General features: G+C 57.2%; 14 protein-coding genes. 2 read left to right on the plus strand and 12 right to left on the minus strand.

Annotation, left to right across the window (positions count from 1 at the left end; all coding sequences use genetic code 11):
- Window positions 1-103: 103 nt before the first annotated feature.
- The 3 genes from SV253_01410 to SV253_01420 form a co-directional block, all read right to left on the minus strand.
- Complete coding sequence (locus SV253_01410; GenBank protein ID MDY6774742.1) at window positions 104-946, minus strand: bacterio-opsin activator domain-containing protein; 843 nt, start codon at window positions 944-946, stop codon at window positions 104-106.
- An 82-nt stretch (window positions 947-1,028) separates the two neighbouring features.
- Window positions 1,029-2,222: a PAS domain S-box protein gene (locus SV253_01415; GenBank protein ID MDY6774743.1), complete on the minus strand. Its 1,194-nt coding sequence runs from the start codon at window positions 2,220-2,222 to the stop codon at window positions 1,029-1,031.
- A 75-nt stretch (window positions 2,223-2,297) separates the two neighbouring features.
- Window positions 2,298-3,314 carry a Brp/Blh family beta-carotene 15,15'-dioxygenase gene (locus tag SV253_01420; GenBank protein MDY6774744.1) on the minus strand — a complete coding sequence of 339 codons (1,017 nt, stop codon included), beginning with the start codon at window positions 3,312-3,314 and terminating at the stop codon, window positions 2,298-2,300.
- A 96-nt stretch (window positions 3,315-3,410) separates the two neighbouring features.
- Here SV253_01420 and SV253_01425 point away from each other — a divergent pair, with 96 nt between their 5' ends.
- Entirely contained in the window at window positions 3,411-3,617 is a 207-nt protein-coding gene (locus SV253_01425; GenBank protein MDY6774745.1) for a transcriptional regulator, read from the plus strand.
- Between the two features lie 6 nt (window positions 3,618-3,623).
- Here SV253_01425 and SV253_01430 read toward each other — a convergent pair whose 3' ends face one another.
- The 5 genes from SV253_01430 to SV253_01450 all read right to left on the minus strand — a co-directional run bounded on the left by SV253_01430 (window position 3,624) and on the right by SV253_01450 (window position 10,836).
- Entirely contained in the window at window positions 3,624-4,328 is a 705-nt protein-coding gene (locus SV253_01430) for a bacteriorhodopsin (GenBank protein ID MDY6774746.1), read from the minus strand.
- Entirely contained in the window at window positions 4,329-5,942 is a 1,614-nt protein-coding gene (locus SV253_01435; protein MDY6774747.1) for a methyl-accepting chemotaxis protein, read from the minus strand.
- A gap of 175 nt (window positions 5,943-6,117) precedes the next feature.
- A complete protein-coding gene (carB, locus tag SV253_01440; GenBank protein MDY6774748.1) occupies window positions 6,118-9,324 on the minus strand; it encodes a carbamoyl-phosphate synthase large subunit in 3,207 nt (1,068 codons plus the stop codon).
- Between the two features lie 39 nt (window positions 9,325-9,363).
- Window positions 9,364-10,347 carry a GTPase gene (locus tag SV253_01445; GenBank protein ID MDY6774749.1) on the minus strand — a complete coding sequence of 328 codons (984 nt, stop codon included), beginning with the start codon at window positions 10,345-10,347 and terminating at the stop codon, window positions 9,364-9,366.
- A gap of 45 nt (window positions 10,348-10,392) precedes the next feature.
- Window positions 10,393-10,836: an Hsp20/alpha crystallin family protein gene (locus tag SV253_01450; GenBank protein ID MDY6774750.1), complete on the minus strand. Its 444-nt coding sequence runs from the start codon at window positions 10,834-10,836 to the stop codon at window positions 10,393-10,395.
- A gap of 267 nt (window positions 10,837-11,103) precedes the next feature.
- Here SV253_01450 and SV253_01455 point away from each other — a divergent pair, with 267 nt between their 5' ends.
- The gene (locus SV253_01455) at window positions 11,104-11,814 is read left to right on the plus strand and encodes a fused MFS/spermidine synthase (GenBank protein MDY6774751.1); all 711 of its coding nucleotides are present in this window, start codon (window positions 11,104-11,106) and stop codon (window positions 11,812-11,814) included.
- On the opposite strand, the gene SV253_01460 is transcribed toward SV253_01455, so the two are convergent.
- Genes SV253_01460 through SV253_01475 form a run of 4 tightly spaced genes read right to left on the minus strand, consistent with a single transcriptional unit; the run spans window position 11,811 to window position 17,211 of the window.
- Window positions 11,811-13,301 (minus strand): AMP phosphorylase, encoded by a 1,491-nt coding sequence (locus SV253_01460; protein ID MDY6774752.1) that lies wholly within the window; start codon window positions 13,299-13,301, stop codon window positions 11,811-11,813. The two genes, SV253_01455 and SV253_01460, sit on opposite strands and share 4 nt — an antisense overlap.
- A gap of 31 nt (window positions 13,302-13,332) precedes the next feature.
- The gene (gene rbcL / locus SV253_01465) at window positions 13,333-14,580 is read right to left on the minus strand and encodes a type III ribulose-bisphosphate carboxylase (protein ID MDY6774753.1); all 1,248 of its coding nucleotides are present in this window, start codon (window positions 14,578-14,580) and stop codon (window positions 13,333-13,335) included.
- 47 nt (window positions 14,581-14,627) lie between these two features.
- A complete protein-coding gene (locus tag SV253_01470; protein MDY6774754.1) occupies window positions 14,628-14,960 on the minus strand; it encodes an SWIM zinc finger family protein in 333 nt (110 codons plus the stop codon).
- Window positions 14,961-14,991: 31 nt separating this feature from the next.
- Complete coding sequence (locus tag SV253_01475; protein ID MDY6774755.1) at window positions 14,992-17,211, minus strand: MASE3 domain-containing protein; 2,220 nt, start codon at window positions 17,209-17,211, stop codon at window positions 14,992-14,994.
- Window positions 17,212-17,332 lie beyond the last annotated feature (121 nt).

Raw genomic sequence — 17,332 nt, forward strand, 5'->3', positions numbered from 1 at the left:
CAGGTCTTTTCCCGTCACTCCGACTCCGACTCCGACTCCGACTCCGACTCCGACTTCGACACAGAGACCGAGACCGAGACTACACCGATCTGACCCCGACATGTCAGCCGTTTAGAAATGCATCTATGAGCTTTCTCTCCGCAGTACGTAGATGCTGGTGGTAGGTCGACGGAACTATACCCATCGACTCGGCGAGCGTCTCCCCCTCGACACGTCTGGGCCAGTCGAAGAATCCGCCCGTGTATGCCTTCTGGAGAGCCGTGATCTGACGCTGTGTCAGACGGTCTCTGACCTCGCCCCTGAATCCCTGTGCGGTCTGTGAGGCTTCCTCGACGGTTCTGTAGGTCACGAGACTGACGTCTGTCTCCGACTCTGACTCCGACTCTGACTCCGACTCCGACCCTGAGTAGGTCTGTCTCAGGCTGTCGAGGAGACGGCGTGCTTCTCTCTCGTTTCCGACGTCCAACTCCACCTCGACTCCGTCGGGTGAAAGCTTCATCGACCTCAGACGTCCACCGTGTTCGGAGACCTCGCCCACGAGACCGAGTCTGTCGAAACGTATCTGTACGACACTACCTTCGTCGTCCGAGACGAGGACTTCGGCGTCTATGACTCTCTCAGACGACCTCGCGGCTTCGGCGGTCTCCTCCGGGTCGGCTGACGTGCTCACAAGTATAGCAAGGCTTCCACTCTGTGTCACGGCTGCCTCGTGTTTGAGACTCGTGTCTATCCTGTCGGCGACGTCTACGAGAGGAGAGCCGCTGCCCTCTATCCGGAGACCGACTCGCACGACCGAGTCAGTCGACATAGTTCTCTTAGTCAAGACGTCGTTTATCGAAGCGCCGACGCTCCTCCCAACCGACGAAAGAAGCATAGCCTCACGGCTGTCGAGGTCACCGTCCCCCCAGACCCCTACGACACCGTATGTCGTCGACTGGTAGGTCACCGGGACAGTGATACAGAAAGACGACTTCTCAGAGCTATCCTGTCCTTGTCTGTCACTTTCACTCTCAATCTCACCCTCACCCTCATTCGACCCCCCCCAGTATACGACGACGGAGACTGTCGGCTTTGTCGCCCTCGACCACACGTGTCTCGTGTTCTCCGACTACGTCAGCCATGAGGGCGGCTTCGGGGTCTCCCTCCTCGACACCGATGAGCCCCTGACAGTCCTTGTCGGCTTCGATCGCTCCGACCTCACCGACCGCGACCGAGGTCTCCTCGACTGTCACCCCGTCGTCCGCGGGGCTGTACCTTCCGATCCAAGCCTCGTCGTACTCCTCGCTGAGTCTCCCGACTACCGACTCCTCGACCTCCCCGCGGCTCTCGGCACGTACGAGACATCTCGTGATGTCGTTTATGAGGCTGTTCATCCGGTCTATGAGACGGTCGAAAGCCTCACGTTCCTCTTCGAGCTCTTGTCTGAACCTCTCACGCTCGGTGACGTCCATCTGGAAACCGACGTAGTAGGACAGCTCCCCATCCGAGTCGAATATCGGACTCACGTCGACCTGGTTCCAGAAGAGGTCACCGTCCCGGGTGTAGTTACGCAGTGTAACCCGTGTGTCGCGTCCCTCGGAGACACCCCTGCCGAGTTCCTCGACCTTCTCGGTGTCTGTCTCGCTTCCCTGTAGAAACCTGTGGTTGGCACCCACCGCCTCCTCAGCCGAGTACCCTGTTAGTCTCTCGAAGGACTCGTTGAGGTAGATTATGGGGTTGTCGGGGTCGTCGGCGTTCGAGACGGTGATTCCTATAGGAGCCTCGTCGAGGACACGTTCCTTGAGACGTCTCTCGTCCTCGAACGGCAGGTCGGATATTGGCATACGTCTGTCGCTTTCCCGTCCCCGTGTACTCACGTTCCTCTCGATCGCGTCAGCTAAGGCTTCGAGAGCGTCGTCATCGCCTGCTGGCACCAAAGCCGTCGCGTCGGCTTCGACGGCGCGGCGTGCTACCTCTCCCACCTCGTCGTCCCGGACTACTAAGCCTACGGGAATCCCCAAGCCTTCACGTCGTACGGATTCGAGGAGATCGATCCCCCTGAAGCCGTCGTCGGTCTCAGCCGCCACGACACCCCTGACAGAGTCCTCCCTCGCGGATTCGAGAGCCGTGACGAAGTCGGATTCGTGTACGACCTGGAGCCGGTCGAGACTCTCGTCTACCGAGTCGGGACTGACACCGTCTATCTCACCGCCTGCGTAGAGTATCCTTCCTTGATCCGTCATCTTATCTTGACCTGTCTAGTCTTGTTTCTTTCGTGGTTATTTCTCGATTTCTCTCCGTGTGACTGTCGTTTTTGGTCATGGGACGTACCATATCCCCCTCGATCTGTCGATAAGACCTCCAATGACTACGTGGGGAACTGCTATTATGCTCACGAATACCGTCCAGAAAGCCACGAGTCCCGGTAGGATTCTCGCACCGCCGAGGGGCTGTGACGAGACTGACCAGAGGAGACCCGCTAACACCACAGTCGCCACGACGAGTGAGACTACTACAGCCGGTGCGTCAAAGCCGTCCCGTTCCGTCTCGGAGTCGTCGACCGCCCTCATACGGGCGACCTGTCTCGCCGAGTACCACAGGGGGAAGTAGAGACCAACGGCTACCACGACGGGAGTCACTGCGAAGTAGGCGACGAGAAGGAGGATCTCGCCCGCGTCAGATCTGAAAGAGCCACTCTCCGATCCCATGTATCCCAGTATCAGGTACACAGCCGTTATGGCTCCGAAGACGACACCCAGCAAACGGCTCGCGGTCTCGAAGCTTCCGTACCCGAGTCTCGTGAGACCACCGGGCTCGAATATATTCACCATCACGGCGCTCAGACCGTAGAATGCGTCGGGATGGAAAGCCATCGGAACTACCATCACTACACCACCTCTGACCGTCGCAGCTAGCCACCGCTGGATCTCTGTCTGTATGTGGTCGCCGTAGAGAGTCTCTACGACGCTCAGGTCTCCGAAACCTCCCTTAGCCATCGCGACACAGACGCCGAGACCCAGTCCCACGACGGGGTCGAAGAAGAAGACGGCTGTGAAAGCCGTTATGGTGAGCACGTAGGAGGCTATGTATCCCATCTGGAACCTCGTGTCACGTCCGTCGAGGTTATGTAAGTTCTCGTAGCCACCCTGGGGGAGGTTCATCCCAACCATACCTATCAGATAGACGGCTGACTGGAGACGCAGTGAGACGTCTAAGCCCGCGAGACCCATGACGCCGAAGCCGACTGTGAGCCACAGTAAGCCGAGCCTCGACAACGTGAGGTATGAACTCGATGTTCGGCGTCTCCTTAGCCGTCGGAGACCAAAACCCGTCATACTTAGAATAGGCTCCGTCACAGTATTAAAACGAGCCCTAACTGTTGGGGTGTACAACACTACTCTTAAGACCGTGTCATCCATCTTCTCCTAGCGATGCCTGTCAGGGATATACGGTGTCCCGTATGTGGCGTCGAGGTCAGGATGGGACTCCCCAGAGACGCGACGGTAAAAGGGGTATTCGAGTCTGACGACGAGACAGAAGACGACGCCGCAAATAGAGATGGAAGTAGAAAACTAAGACGTCTCTCGTGTTCCAACGACCACGTCTTCGGTGTTCTCTTCGAGGTAGAAGGGAACTGAGACTGATCACGTCTCGGCTGTGTCCGCCGCCGAGGGGGTACGTATCGACGACACGACGTCGTGGCTGTTGACGAGTATGAAACCGAATCCGACCTTAGTTATGAGATCGAGGTAGAGTATTATGATAATCTCAGTGGCGGGCTCTAAGAGACCCGTTCCGTAGGGTCCGACCAGCCAGACAACGGGATAGACCGACCACAGGACTACTGTCAGGTTCCTTAGCTTCTGGAACAGAGACGCGACCCCCCTGCCCCTCGCGGCGTCCGAGAGGGTTCTCATGAGTAGGTAGAGGAGAACCACGTAAGCCACCGATCCCGCGCTGAAGTAGACGTACTTGACCCAGGAGGTCGAGAGCGACGCCGCGACTCCCGATCCTATCATCGCGACGTCTGAGCCTATCAGAGCCGCGTACGTCTTCCTCTTGACGCCCGCGAGGAGACCCAGGTCGAGTATGAGTAGGGGCGTCGTTATCAGCCAGTCGGCGTATCTCGGGAGGTAGACAGTCACTCCGTCGGATTCGAGCGAGCCTATCCCGAGAGCCATCGCGGCGTAGGCGGCGGACGCTATGAAGGCGACCGCGGCTATGACACTGTAGTACTTCCTCGTCTCGTCGTCGCTCCTGACACCTGAGGCTACGAAGACTACCATTCCCGCGAACATACCTACCGCGCCTATCCAGAACCAGGTCGTCGTGTCGGTTATCTCCACCATCTACCTCTCACCTCCCTTTCCGTCTGCTTGTGCTAACTCCGGACCGGTCTCGGATAGTCGTCTCTCACCGTCTCTGGTAGTCACACTGAAGCCCTCAAGTAGTTCGTTGAGATCGTCGGCTCCCTCGGCGAGTCTCTCGGCTCTCTCCGAGACTGACTTGACTGTCTCGGTCTGACTCTCGGCTTCGTCGGTGACGTTCTTCGCCTCGTCGGCTGTGTTCCTGCTGAGCTCGGAGACCTCGTCGGTGACCGACACGACCTCCTGTGTCGAGTTAGCCTGGCTCTCGGTCACGTCACGTATCTCCTGGACTCCCGAGTTGGTCTCCTCGACGTATCCGACTATCTCTTCGAGCGACTCGACTGTGTCCTCGACTGTCTCGACACCCTTGGTTATCCTGTCGCTCGTCTCGTGTATGTCGTCCACTGTGCTCTCGGTCTGATCCTGTACGTCGGATATGACCTCCTCTATCTCGGACGCCGACTTCTTAGTCTCCTCGGCGAGCTCCTTTATCTGGTCGGCGACGACAGCGAAGCCGTCCCCCTCCTCTCCCGCCCTCGCCGCCTCTATGCTCGCGTTGAGAGCGAGTAGGTTGGTCTCCTCGGCTATGTCGGTGATGACATCGACTATCTCCTCTATCTCCTTCATCTGTTCGTCGAGCTTGACTATCTCCTCGACCGTCTTCTCTGTCTCCGACTCGACCTGGTTGATCTCGTCTATGGCTATCTCGGCTGCGTCCCTTCCCTCCTGACCCAGATCAGCCATTCTCTGTGAAGTCCCCGCTAGCTCGTCAGCCGACGACGCGACCTCCTCTATAGTCGCCGACAGGTCGCTCATCTCGGTCGATATGTTCTGTAGCTTGTCGTCCTGTTCGTCGGTGTCGCGTGATATCTCACGTATGTAACTGTTTATCTGTTCACTCGACTCACGTATCTCGTTCGCGCCTCTCTCGACCTCACGTGTCGACTCGGTGACCTCGTCCGAGAATCCCTTTACGTTAGCCACAGTCTCCTCTAAGCCGTCCATCATGCTGTTGAAAGCCTCTCCTATCTCCCTCATCGCGTCGTTACGTGTCTCGGCGTCGACACGTCTCGTGAGGTCTCCGTCTACGGCGTCCCTCATGACGTCCTTGTACCCCTCAGCCTGTTCCGCGAGACGTCTGTTGAGCTCCTCGGCTTCCTCCTGTCTCTCCTCGGCTATCCTCTTCTGTTTCTCCGCCCTCTCCCTTTCGCGCTCCGCCTCGTCTATCTTCTGTCTCAGCGAGTCCCTCATCTCGGAGAACGAGTCATACAGATCTCCCATCTCGTCCTGTCTGTCGGTTTCGAGGTCGACGTCGAGGTCTCCCTGACCCATTCTCGATGACTTCCTCTGGAGAACTTCGAGTGATATAGCCGTGTTACTTCCTATGGTCGATCCTATGAGACCCAGGTTTACGACGTTGAGGAGTATCAGACCCACGACACCCGAAGTAGTGTCTGAGACACCCGCCTCAACCTGTCTGAGGAGGACTACGCCGAAGACTACCGTGGTCACTACGGCTGTGAAGAGAACCGCAGTCAGCTTCGCGGTGTAGCTCTCCCGTAGCCTACTCGGAAGAACAGACCCAGACCCCCGCATCACCTCGTCTCCCCCCTCGAATCCCTTCTCGGCTCGGAACTCTGTCTCGAACCTGTTGCTGTCATCGGCTTATATACGCCACAGATATATATCAAGACACAGCCAAAACAGTTGGGCACGAAATTCGGAAATACGAGGCTGAAACAGAAACAGAAACAGAAAGGTAGTTAGCCGTCTACTCGTCCTCCGACTCGTTTATGTAGTCCTCTATCGACTTGACCGACATCTCCTCGTCCCTCGCTGCCTCTATGGCGTCGGCGGCGGCGTCGGCGGCTCTGACTGTCGTGATGTAGGTGACATCCCTGTCGACTGCGGCGCGTCGTATGTCGGCTCCGTCGTCCCTCGCCGTCTTCTCGTCGGGTGTGTTTATTATGAGATCGATCTCGTCACGTTTCATGAGGTCGACGACGTTGGGAGACGCCTCGTGTACCTTCTCTATGAACTCAGCCTCTATTCCGTTCTGCTTGAGATGTGCCTGTGTTCCCTCGGTAGCCACTAAGTCGAAGCCGAGGTCGTCGAGCTTTCTCGCCACGGGGACTATCTCGTCCTTGTCCTTGTCCCTCACGCTTATGAATATCTTCCCGGTGTCGGGGAGTGCGTTGCCCGCGGCGAGCTCAGCCTTGTAGAATGCACGTCCGAAGTCGTAGTCGACCCCCATGACCTCTCCCGTTGACTTCATCTCGGGTGAGAGTGTCGGCGAGACTCCCGGAAGGCGGTCGAACGGCAGGTCGACCTCCTTGACAGTGACGTGTTCGCCGTAGGGCTCGTCCTCGTAGTCGAAGTCGTCTATCGAGGCTCCCATCATGACCTCGGCGGCGATCTTCGCGATCGGGACTCCGACCGACTTGCTCACGAAGGGGATAGTACGTGACGACCTCGGGTTGGCTTCTAAGACGTAGACCTCGTCGTCCTGTACAGCCATCTGGACGTTGAGAAGACCCTCGACGTCGAGAGCGCGTGCTATCCTGCGGACGTAGTCGCGCGCCTTGTCGAGGACGTCCTCGCCTATGTTCTGTGGCGGTATGACACACGCCGAGTCTCCCGAGTGGACTCCTGCCTCCTCTATGTGCTCCATTATCGCACCTATCAGGACGTCCTCTCCGTCACTCACGGCGTCGACATCGAGCTCCACGGAGTCGGCGAGGAAGTCGTCTATGAGTATGGGATGGTCGGGAGAGACACGGACGGCTTCCTCCATGTACTCTCTGAGTTCGAGTTCGTCCCAGACTATCTCCATCGCACGTCCTCCTAGGACGTACGACGGACGCACGAGGACGGGGTAGCCGATCTCGTCGGCTATTTCGAGAGCCTCCTCCTCGGAGTATCCCGTTCCGCCCTCGGGCTGGGGAACACCTATCTCGTCCATCAGCGAGTTGAAACGGTCACGATCCTCGGCGAGATCCATCGAGTCGGGTGAAGTTCCGACGACCTCCGAGTCGAGACCCTTGCGTTCTATCTCCTCCGACAGAGGCACGGCGAGGTTGACACTCGTCTGTCCTCCGAACTGTGTCATCACCGAGTCGATCCCCTCTGTCTCGACTATGTTGGCGACGTCTTCGAGTGTGAGGGGATCGAAGAATAGCTTGTCGGAGGTGTCGTAGTCTGTCGATACCGTCTCGGGGTTGTTGTTGACTATCTGAGCCTCTATGTCCCTCTCACGGAGTGCCTGTATCGCGTGGACGGTACAGTAGTCGAACTCGACCCCCTGTCCTATACGTATCGGACCCGCTCCGACTATGAGAGCCTTGTCGCCCTCTGTCTCCTTGATCTCGTTCTTCGACTCCCACGACGAGTAGTAGTAGGGCGTCTCAGCCTCGAACTCGGCGGCGCACGTGTCGACCATCTTGTAGGTCGCGTCTCCCTTGAGTTCGTCGACGTCCTCCCTCGTCAGACCGTCCCCGGCGTTCTCGGCGATCTCGTCGTCGGTGAATCCCATCTGCTTCGCCTCCTCTACGGTCTCCTCGGTGAGGTCTTCGCCCTCGTCGGCTATCTCCCTCTCCTTCTCGACTATCTTCTTCGCGCGTGCGACGTACCACTCGTCGAATCCGGTGAGTTCGGCGACCTCCTCGACGTCTATGTCGTGCCTGAATGCCTCTAAGACGGCGAAGTTACGTATGTCTGTGGGTGTTTCGAGGTATCTCCGTACCTCCTCCTCCGACTCGAACTCGGGCTCTACTATGTCGAGCGAACGCAGAGCCTTCTTGTACGACTCCTCGAATGTGCGTCCTATCGACATCACCTCTCCGGTCGACTTCATCGCGCTTCCTATAGTGCGGTCGACCTCGGGGAACTTGTCGAAGGGCCAGCGGGGTATCTTAGTGACGACGTAGTCTATAGTCGGCTCGAAGGCGGCAGGAGTCTCCTTAGTGACGTCGTTCTCTATCTCGTCGAGGTTCTTACCGACCGATATCTTCGCAGTCACACGTGCTATGGGGTATCCCGTCGCCTTCGACGCGAGAGCCGACGACCTTGAGACACGCGGGTTGACCTCGACTATGGTGTAGTCGTCCTTCTCGTCGCTCCACGCGAACTGTATGTTACATCCGCCCACGATTCCGAGTTCGCGTATGACCTTTATAGCGGTCGAGCGCATCCTCTGGTGTGCGTCGTCGCTTATCGTCTGTGACGGAGTGACGACGGTCGACTCACCGGTGTGTATACCCATCGGGTCGATGTTCTCCATGTTACAGATGGTTATACACGTGTCAGTCGAGTCACGTATGACCTCGTACTCGAACTCCTTCCAGCCCTCGACTGACTCGTCGATAGTGACCTCGTTGTTCATCGAGAGCTTGAGACCACGTCTGACCTTCTCCTCTAGCTCCTCGCGCGTATCGACGACTCCGCTTCCGCTTCCTCCGAGAGTGTAGGTCGTACGGACGATAACCGGAAGACCGAACTCGTCTATGACGTCGTCGACCTCGTCGAGGCTCGTCACGGTCATAGAACGCGGCGTCTTCTCGCCTATGTCGTGTATGAAGTCGTAGAACTTCTGTCTGTCCTCGGCGAGATGTATGGTTTCGAGGTCAGTACCGAGGAGCTCGACGTCGTTCTCCTCCAAGACGTCCATCTCGGCGAGCTGTGCGGCGACGTTGAGTCCGGTCTGACCTCCGAGTCCGGCTATCAGACCGTCGGGATCTTCCTTCTCTATTATCTCAGCGACGTACTCGGGTTCGAGAGGTTCGAGGTAGACCTCGTCGGCTATGTCTGGGTCAGTCATTATCGTCGCGGGATTCGAGTTGACGAGGACGACTTCGATCCCCTCCTCCTGTATCGCGCGACATGCCTGTGATCCCGAGTAGTCGAACTCTGCCGCCTGTCCAATCACAATGGGTCCTGAGCCGATCAGAAGGACCTTATCGAGGTCAGTTCGCGTGGGCATACTTAGTCGTGGGAAGTAGAGTATGCCCGCCTAATAGACTCACGGTTTTAGTTTTTGAGAAGAGATCTCGTCGAGACCGGCTTCGAGAGCCTCATCGACCCCCTCGCCTTCCTCTACGCTCATCCACACGTCGACGTCGACGCCGACTTCGACTTCGACTTCGACCGAGTCGACGTCATATAGGTCAGTCTTGTTAGCTACGGTGACGACGGGAACGTCGAAGCCACTACGTATCTCGTCGAGGAGATCGACCTGTGCCCCTAACTCGTATCCACAGTACTCGCTCGGGTCGAGGACGAAGACTACGACGTCGGCGAGCTTTTCGAGGGCTGTGACCGCCTGTCTCTCCATCGAGTTCCTGTCGTCTATCGGACGGTCGAGGAGCCCCGGAGTGTCGACTATCTGGTACCGTATGTAGTCGCGCTCGAAATGTCCTATGCCGACGCCCTTCGTCGTGAAGGGGTACTCGGCTATCTTCGGCTTCGCGTTCGTGACACTTTCGAGGAATGTCGACTTGCCGACGTTGGGATAGCCCGCTAAGACGACAGTTGGATGGTCTTCCACCTCGGGCACGTGTGTCAGAACCGACCTCGCCTCCCCGAGACGGTCGAGGTCGTCGGATATATTCGAGAGTACCGAGTCCATACGTGCGAAGGCACGTTTCCTCGCCTCTATCGCGTCCTCGTAGTCGCCGCCCGACATCTCTCTCTGTGTCTCGTTCGCAATCTCCTTCACCTTCGTCGACGCCCAGTCGACCGCGCCGAGCGACTGCTTTATCTCGTCGAGACCCAGTGCGGCGTCGGCTATCTCGCGGTAGAAGTCGTCTACCCTGTCGAACGACGGAAAGCTCGTGACTATGTACTCTAGGTTGTCGTGGAGTATGTTAGAAGACGTCATCAACATACTCCTCTGTGCGTCTATACCCGAGCTTGATCCCGCCGCCCTCTTCGCCTTAGAGAAGGACTTGTCGAGGAGTTCGTCCTTGTCGGGGACATACGGAATGTCTTCGAACGGAGTCGCCATAGATAAGATACTCTCCGACCGCCTTTCCGTGTTTCGGCTCCTGACCTACTCTATCTCTATACTCTCGCCCGTCTCTACCTCTTTCTTAGGCAGACGGAGTTCGAGTACGCCGTTGTCGTAGGTCGCCTCTGCGTCTTCGGCTTCGACCGCCGCGGGAAGACGTAGGGTTCTACTCAGGCTCTCGTGTCTCCTCTCCTTTCTGTGGTAGTCCTCCTCGTCTATCTCCGACTCCTCTGTCGAGTCAGCCGAGAGTGTCACTGTCTCCTCGTTCGCCTGTACCGAGATCTCGTCCTTCTCGAACCCCGGGAGGTCGGCTCTCACGAGTACCTCGTCCCCGAGGTCGGCTACGTCGACCGAGACACGGCTCACCAGATTCTCAGGACTCGGAATCTCTCCTCTCTCCATCTCTCTCTCAACCTCGCGCGTGACCTCGTCGAGCCTGTCAGCGATCTCTTCGAGCCTCTTGAACGGCTGGAGTTTGCGCCTCATACTCGACTACATACCGAGTCTCGTGTATAAATAGATTGTCCCGTGTCCTGTCGTCGGCTCTGTTGTGTTCTGTTCTATTCTATTCTAATCCCCACGGTTATACGCTCCGAGGACGAAGATACCGGAAAGACATGGTGAACTCGGGATCACGGAGAAAGATCGAGAGAATAGAGGCTGTCGTCCTCATCGCAGGTACTGTCCCAGAGCGCTACCTACCTCGACGACAGCCGCCGACACCACGTCTGGAGCTACACCAAGTACTTCCATCTGCCTCTTCTTATCCAGAACAACACCAAGCGTGTACTCTTCATAGGTGGAGGTGGATTCACGGGTCCGAAGGCGTTCGTCTCGACCTATGACGACATACAGGTCGACGTCGTTGAGATAGATCCCGCTGTGATACGGACGGCGAAGACATACTTCGGCGTGAACGATTCCGACCGTCTAAATATCTATAACCAGCCCGGACGCGAGTACCTATCGGAGACCCAGAAGACATACGACCTGATAGTCGTTGACGCCTACAGGAAGGACAGGGTTCCGTTCCAGATGACGACACGTGAGTTCGCCTCACTCGTCAGGTCGAGGCTCACCCAAGATGGCGTGATGCTCGCTAACGTGATAGCCGCCCCCGAAGGAGAGGCGTCGAGGTTCTACAGGTCGGAGTACAGGACATTCGACACTGTCTTCCCTCAGACCTACGCATTCAGAACCTCGGAGACTGACAGGGTTCAGAATATCGAGATAGTAGCTACGAAGAGATCCGACCGTCTCTCGGAGTCGGAGCTACGTAGTCTGAGCCGAAAAAGAGACGTCGGAGTAAACCTGAGTGAAGAGATAAGGGGGTACATCCACGACGTCGACGCCAACACCTCAGAGACTCCTGTACTCTACGACGAACGTGCCCCAGTGAGCCGTCTCCTCGATCCCGCTATAAGCAAGAAGTACGTCGTCGAACCGTCGTCGGCGTCTTCTTAGACCCTCTCGACGAGAGCCTCTTCCTTGTTCCGTATACGGAAGACCTCTGAGGTCTCTTCGAGGTACTTAGCGTGTTCGAGCTTCTCGTTCTTCTCGGCGTATATAGTAAATAGCCTATCGCCCTTCTCGACTCTTGCTCCGACCTTCTTGTTGAGGTAGACACCCGCTCTCTTGTCCTTCGGTGCGCCCGCACGTCTGCCTATCTGGCTTATGAGGCTGTTGTCGATGTGTTTGACTATCCCTGATCTGTCTGCCCTAACTGCGTGTCTCTGGCTCGCCGGCTTTAGTTCGTCTGTTGTAACGTCGGGGTCGCCGTTCTGAGCCTCGATTATCTCGCGGAACTTACCGAGTGCCTTCCCCGAGTCGAGTATCTCGTGCGCGTCGGCGTCTGTCCCCGAAATCTCGAAGAGTATGTCTGCGATACGTAGACTCTTTATCCTGAGATCCTCGGGTCCTCCTCCTTCGAGAACCCGGAGTAGGTCGCGGGCTTCTAACACGGGTCCTATTCCGCGTCCTATCGGCTGTGAGCCTCCCGTAATCGTACAGTCGAGCTTTATGTTGAGATGCCTTCCGACCCTCTTGAAGTCGTCGGCGAGCTCACGTGCGTCTTCGAGGCTCTCGACCTTTGCCCCCTCGCCGTAGGGTATGTCTATGACGACGTGGTTCGACCCCGAGCTTTCCTTCTTCGAGAGAACCGAGGCTATGACCTGTCCCGGGGGGTCTATCGAGAGAGGATTCTCGACACGTATGATCTTGTCGTCAACGGGTGAGAGGTTGACCGAGCCACCCCAGACCATACAGCCGTTGGTCTCCTCGACTATCTCCTTTATCTCTTCGAGACCGAAGTCGACCTCACACAGAACCTCGACGGTGTCCGCCGTCCCAGCCGGAGACGTAATCGCACGTGACGAGTTCTTCGGGATCTTGACGCCTGCGGCGGCGACTACGGGGACGATTATCGGAGTCACGCGGTTTCCCGAGACACCTCCTATCGAGTGCTTGTCGGCGATGACGTCATCGTCCCAGTCTATCTTCTCACCGACCTCGGTCATAGCCTCGGTGAGATGTATAGTCTCCTCTATCGACATCCCGTTGGTGTAGGCTCCACAGACATACGCTCCGAGCTCGACGTCGTTGAGCCGGTTCTCGTCTATGTCACGTATCACCGAGGTTATCTCGGCTCTGTCAAGCTCTATGTCTTCGAGCTTCTTCTTTATGTACTTGACAGAGCTCGGCTTCGGTGAGAGTGTGACCTCGACTGTCTCGTTCCCCGATAGGTAGCTCAGACGTCTACTTACTCCCAGAGTCCCTTCGTCAACGAGACGGCTCGTGACCTCGACTATACCCGTAGTCTGGTGACCGCCCTCGTGCTGACGTATCTGGAGACGGTCCATCGCGTGAACCCCGAGCTCCTCGGCGTCTATCTCGTTGAGTATCACCGTGGGTGACCGCGTCCCTAGGTCGACCTCCTTTACTTCGAACTCCATCTTGGTTCCTCAGAGTAGACCCGCCTTTTCCTTACGTCTTCTGTTTACCCCATCTGTCGAGTGCCTGTGCGAGCTCTTCGCTCTCCTCCGCCTTCTCATCGACCGTGACCCCCTCGGCTACGGCGTCTACGGCGTCCCTCAGAGCCCTCGCTCCGGATCTCGTGCCGCCGGGATGTGCGTGGACGCCGCCTCCCGCCTGTACTACGGTGTCAGTACCGAGAACTTCGACGACTCCCGAGACGACTCCGGGATGGAGACCTCCCGACGCGACGGGTATGACGTTCTCAGTACCGTACCAGTCGCTTCTCAGAAAGTCGTATATCTCCTTTATCTCGTCGGCGTCCGATTCCATCTTCCCGAGGACGGTTCCTGCGTGGAGGTTGTCGATTCCCGCGAGACGTGCGAACTTGGCTACCGAGAGCATCGAGATACCGTGGTACGGCAGACGTGTGTAAGCGGCGTGCTGGGCGCGGTGGGCGTGTATTCCGATACCATCGTCGAGGTACTCCCTCATCTCCTGGAGAGCCGACCAGCCCGCTGTGAGTATGTCGATCATGACGTAGCTTCCGCCGTTCTCGACGACTGCGTCGGCACGTCTCTTCATCTCCGAGACGGGTGCGGTTATGTTGGGGAAGTAGAGCTTCGAGTCGCCCGTCTCTGTCTCGGCTTCGCGTTTACGTTCGAGTGTCTCCTCGACCCTTTCGTAGAACGGGTTAAACTCCATGTCAGTGAGGTTCTCGTCGTCCTTCACGAGGTCGAGACCTCCAACCCAGGCTTCGTAGGCGACCTCGGCGTGTTCGTCTGACCGGAGACCGAGCTTCGGCTTGACTATCGTACCACACAGAGGTCTGTCGTCGGCTCCGACCCTTGACTTGATCTCTTCTACACCGAGTTCGGGACCCTCGAAGCTCCTGACGAACTCCTTCGGAAAGTCGACGTCTTCGAGTCTGAGATGTCTTATCTCCTCGAGTCCGAATATGTTTCCGGTTATCGACGAGAGTAGCTGAGGCAGGCTCGACGGTTCGAAGACCTCTGTCGTGTAGGCGACGCTTATCTCGTTCGCCTCGGCGTCGAGTTCGAAGACCGTCGCCGCGAGATCCTCGACTCCTTCTGTCATAGTCTTGAGGTCGGGATCCCACGTACCCACAGACGACTCCGCCGCTACCCCACCCGCGACGCGTCTGAACTCCGCATCTTCGTGTGGCTCGATGTGATAACGACAGACGAGTTCGGAGTCGTCGGGGCTATAACCCTCGTCGACGTAGTCGGTGTACTCCATGGCGACGTCTTCGCGCCCCTCTCACTTATACTCAGGGACACGAAATCTCAGATGAGCTCGCGGACCTCGGAGTACCACATGTCGTGTTCGTCGACCTCGTCGAGTGCCTCGGCTATCTCGACGGCGATTATATGCCAGCACTTCTCTCCCTCGTCGACGTCGAGGTTGTACTCGTAGTCCTTACACATACACGACTCGTCCTCGACTATGTACTCGTCTCCCTTGCCGACGACGACTGTGAAGTCGCGGTACTCCTTCACGCGTCCCTCGGAGACAGCCTCGACTGCGCGCCTGCCTCTGTCTCCGTGTTCACGTACTATCCCGTCGAGTATCTCGGGGGTGACCTCTCCTTCTTCCTCAAGCTTCTGAATCCAGTCCATCTCCTCGACGGTAGTATGGAGTAGCCGGGGTTTAAGCCTTCGATGGCTCGTCCCGCGGCTTGGGGAGATTTATGACTACGGAGCTACCACCCATGCTACTCTCACCGAACTCCAGGACTCCGTCTGACTCCCTGACTATCAGGCTCACGAGCCAGAGTCCGAGACCGCTCCCGTGGTAGAGGGGATCTGTCTCCATCTCCCTAACGACGTCTCTCTCCATCTCGGGAATACCCGGTCCGTCGTCCGAGACTGAGAGACTCACCGTCGCCTCTCCTTCCTCGACTTCTATCCTAACCGAAGTAGACTCTGTCCCGGAGTGGACTACGGCGTTCTCGACTAGCTCCCAGACGGCTTCGGATATATGGGGTGTCGCACGTACCTGTACCTCACAGCCGTCGGTGTCAGGGAGGTCAACCGTGATGTCGGCTTGGGGATACCTCTCTCTAGCCTTCTCAGCTGCCGTCTCGACCGTCTCGGGGATGTCGACGACCTCGACCTGGGGCGACTCCGACAGAAACCGAGTTATCTCGTGTTCCTTCGAGACGGTTTCGAGGAGCTTCTCTCCCGTGCTTACGATCTTGTCGGCGTCATCGGTGACGTCCTCGTCTCCCTTCTCACGTATGAGCTCTGCGTGTCCACGTATCACGTTCATGTCGTTCCTGAGGTTGTGGCGTAGAACCCTGTCGAGTACACGTATCTGGTGGATACGGTTCTCACGGTCGGAGACGTCAGTTATCAGACTGATGAGACCTGCGACTTCGCCGTCGGCGTTCTCGATCTCAAAGACAGTAGTCTCACCCGGGAAGCTCTGTCCCGACTTCTTACGGTACTCCACGGTTCGTGTCAGACGACCTGACTCGTCGTTGTGTATCGCCTCGCCTATACGGTCGAACTCGTCGTCGTTTTCGTATATGAGACGTGACGACTCTCCCTCTATCTCTTCGAGGTCGTATCCGAATAGATCCGTGAAAGCCGGGTTGGCGTTCACAGCCTTTCTCTGAGTGTCCGAGACGAGTATCGCGTCACCTATGCTGTTGAAGAGAGCCTCGTACCTGTTGAGTACCTCCTGTTCCTGTCTCTTGATCTCCGAGATGTCCTTAGTGACCTCGACGAAGCCACGTATCTCGCCGTCGTCAGTAATCGGAGCGATAGTCTGGCTAGCGACGTACTTCTCTCCGTTCTTCCTCGTGTTGGTAATCTGATTCTCCCAGACATCCCCCGACCGTATCGTCTCCCACATCCTCTCGTAGAACTCGTCGTCGTGTTCTTCTGACCTGAGTAGACGAGGAGTCCTGCCGACGACTTCGTCCTCGTCGTAACCCGTCAGACTCTCGAATGCGGGGTTGACGTACTCTATCTCGCCGTCGTCGTCGGCTATCAGAACCGAGTGCCCCGAGTGTTCGACAGCCTTCTTGAACTTACGTGCCTCTTCCTCTCTCCGTGCGAGTCTCCTGTAAACTGTCCTCTGAGGATCGGTGAGACCGTTCTTGACCACGGCGAGGTAGACGAGGTAGAAAGACCCGAACTTGAGGAAATGTCCGACTGCGTTCGAGATGTCGTAGACACCAACGTAGAGTGTGAACGCCATCTCGGAGCCGATACTGAGTACGATTCCCGCCACGAGTAGTCTGAACAGGGTCTCGTCGTGTCTCTCCCTTCCCGAATGGAGGAGTACAACTGCGACTACCAGAAGCCCTATTATGACGTACTCGCTGAGTATCTTGAACCGTGTCAGACCCTCCCCCTCGGTATACGCCGCCGGGAAGACGTCGGAGCCAAGTACTGAGAAGAGACCTAAACCCACGACTACGGCGTAGACAGCCACGAGACGTCTGAGAGACGGGTCATACGGCTCGGATCTGAGTCTGAGGAAAGGAGCGGAACCTACCAGACTTGCTCCCACGAGAGAGACGGATTCGAGATACCGCCCGAGTATCCAGAGCTGTGTCGGGAGATCGGCACCCGCCTCGGGGAAGACCCCCATTCCCTTGTAGGCGAGTGTGTGTAACAGGTCGACTCCGCCCACGAAGAGATAACCCACACCTATCACGCCTAAGAAGGGGTTTTCGAGGTTCTCGCGCGTGTTCCACGCGATCACGAAGACGCCGAACGCCACGAGTATGCTGAACACCTCGACGAGGCTGTGGAAAAGTAGGTAGTTGCGCGCCTCGATAAGGTAGAGTCCTAAGATTCCTACGCCTCCCGCCGCCAGATGTGTGACGTAGCTCCTCGAATCACCCTCGTCATCCATTACACAAGATACGTCAGAAGTCTCAAGTAAACTCTTTGATGGGTCGCTCACAGCGTCAGCGTAGAAGACTCAGATTACGGTGAGGAGGGGATTTGAACTACGGTCAGTTCCTTCCCTGGTT

This window comes from Candidatus Afararchaeum irisae (genome assembly GCA_034190545.1).
Classification (GTDB): domain Archaea; phylum Halobacteriota; class Halobacteria; order Halobacteriales; family Afararchaeaceae; genus Afararchaeum; species Afararchaeum irisae.

What these genes read in the sequence shown, in the direction of transcription:
- carB (MDY6774748.1), bottom strand. Translation starts at nt 9,324, where the DNA reads ATGCCCACGCGAACTGACCTCGATAAGGTCCTTCTGATCGGCTCAGGA.
- SV253_01475 (MDY6774755.1), bottom strand. Translation starts at nt 17,211, where the DNA reads ATGGATGACGAGGGTGATTCGAGGAGCTACGTCACACATCTGGCGGCG.
- SV253_01470 (MDY6774754.1), bottom strand. Translation starts at nt 14,960, where the DNA reads ATGGACTGGATTCAGAAGCTTGAGGAAGAAGGAGAGGTCACCCCCGAG.
- SV253_01460 (MDY6774752.1), bottom strand. Translation starts at nt 13,301, where the DNA reads ATGGAGTTCGAAGTAAAGGAGGTCGACCTAGGGACGCGGTCACCCACG.
- rbcL (MDY6774753.1), bottom strand. Translation starts at nt 14,580, where the DNA reads ATGGAGTACACCGACTACGTCGACGAGGGTTATAGCCCCGACGACTCC.
- SV253_01450 (MDY6774750.1), bottom strand. Translation starts at nt 10,836, where the DNA reads ATGAGGCGCAAACTCCAGCCGTTCAAGAGGCTCGAAGAGATCGCTGAC.
- SV253_01425 (MDY6774745.1), top strand. Translation starts at nt 3,411, where the DNA reads ATGCCTGTCAGGGATATACGGTGTCCCGTATGTGGCGTCGAGGTCAGG.
- SV253_01445 (MDY6774749.1), bottom strand. Translation starts at nt 10,347, where the DNA reads ATGGCGACTCCGTTCGAAGACATTCCGTATGTCCCCGACAAGGACGAA.
- SV253_01430 (MDY6774746.1), bottom strand. Translation starts at nt 4,328, where the DNA reads ATGGTGGAGATAACCGACACGACGACCTGGTTCTGGATAGGCGCGGTA.
- SV253_01420 (MDY6774744.1), bottom strand. Translation starts at nt 3,314, where the DNA reads ATGACGGGTTTTGGTCTCCGACGGCTAAGGAGACGCCGAACATCGAGT.
- SV253_01415 (MDY6774743.1), bottom strand. Translation starts at nt 2,222, where the DNA reads ATGACGGATCAAGGAAGGATACTCTACGCAGGCGGTGAGATAGACGGT.
- SV253_01435 (MDY6774747.1), bottom strand. Translation starts at nt 5,942, where the DNA reads ATGCGGGGGTCTGGGTCTGTTCTTCCGAGTAGGCTACGGGAGAGCTAC.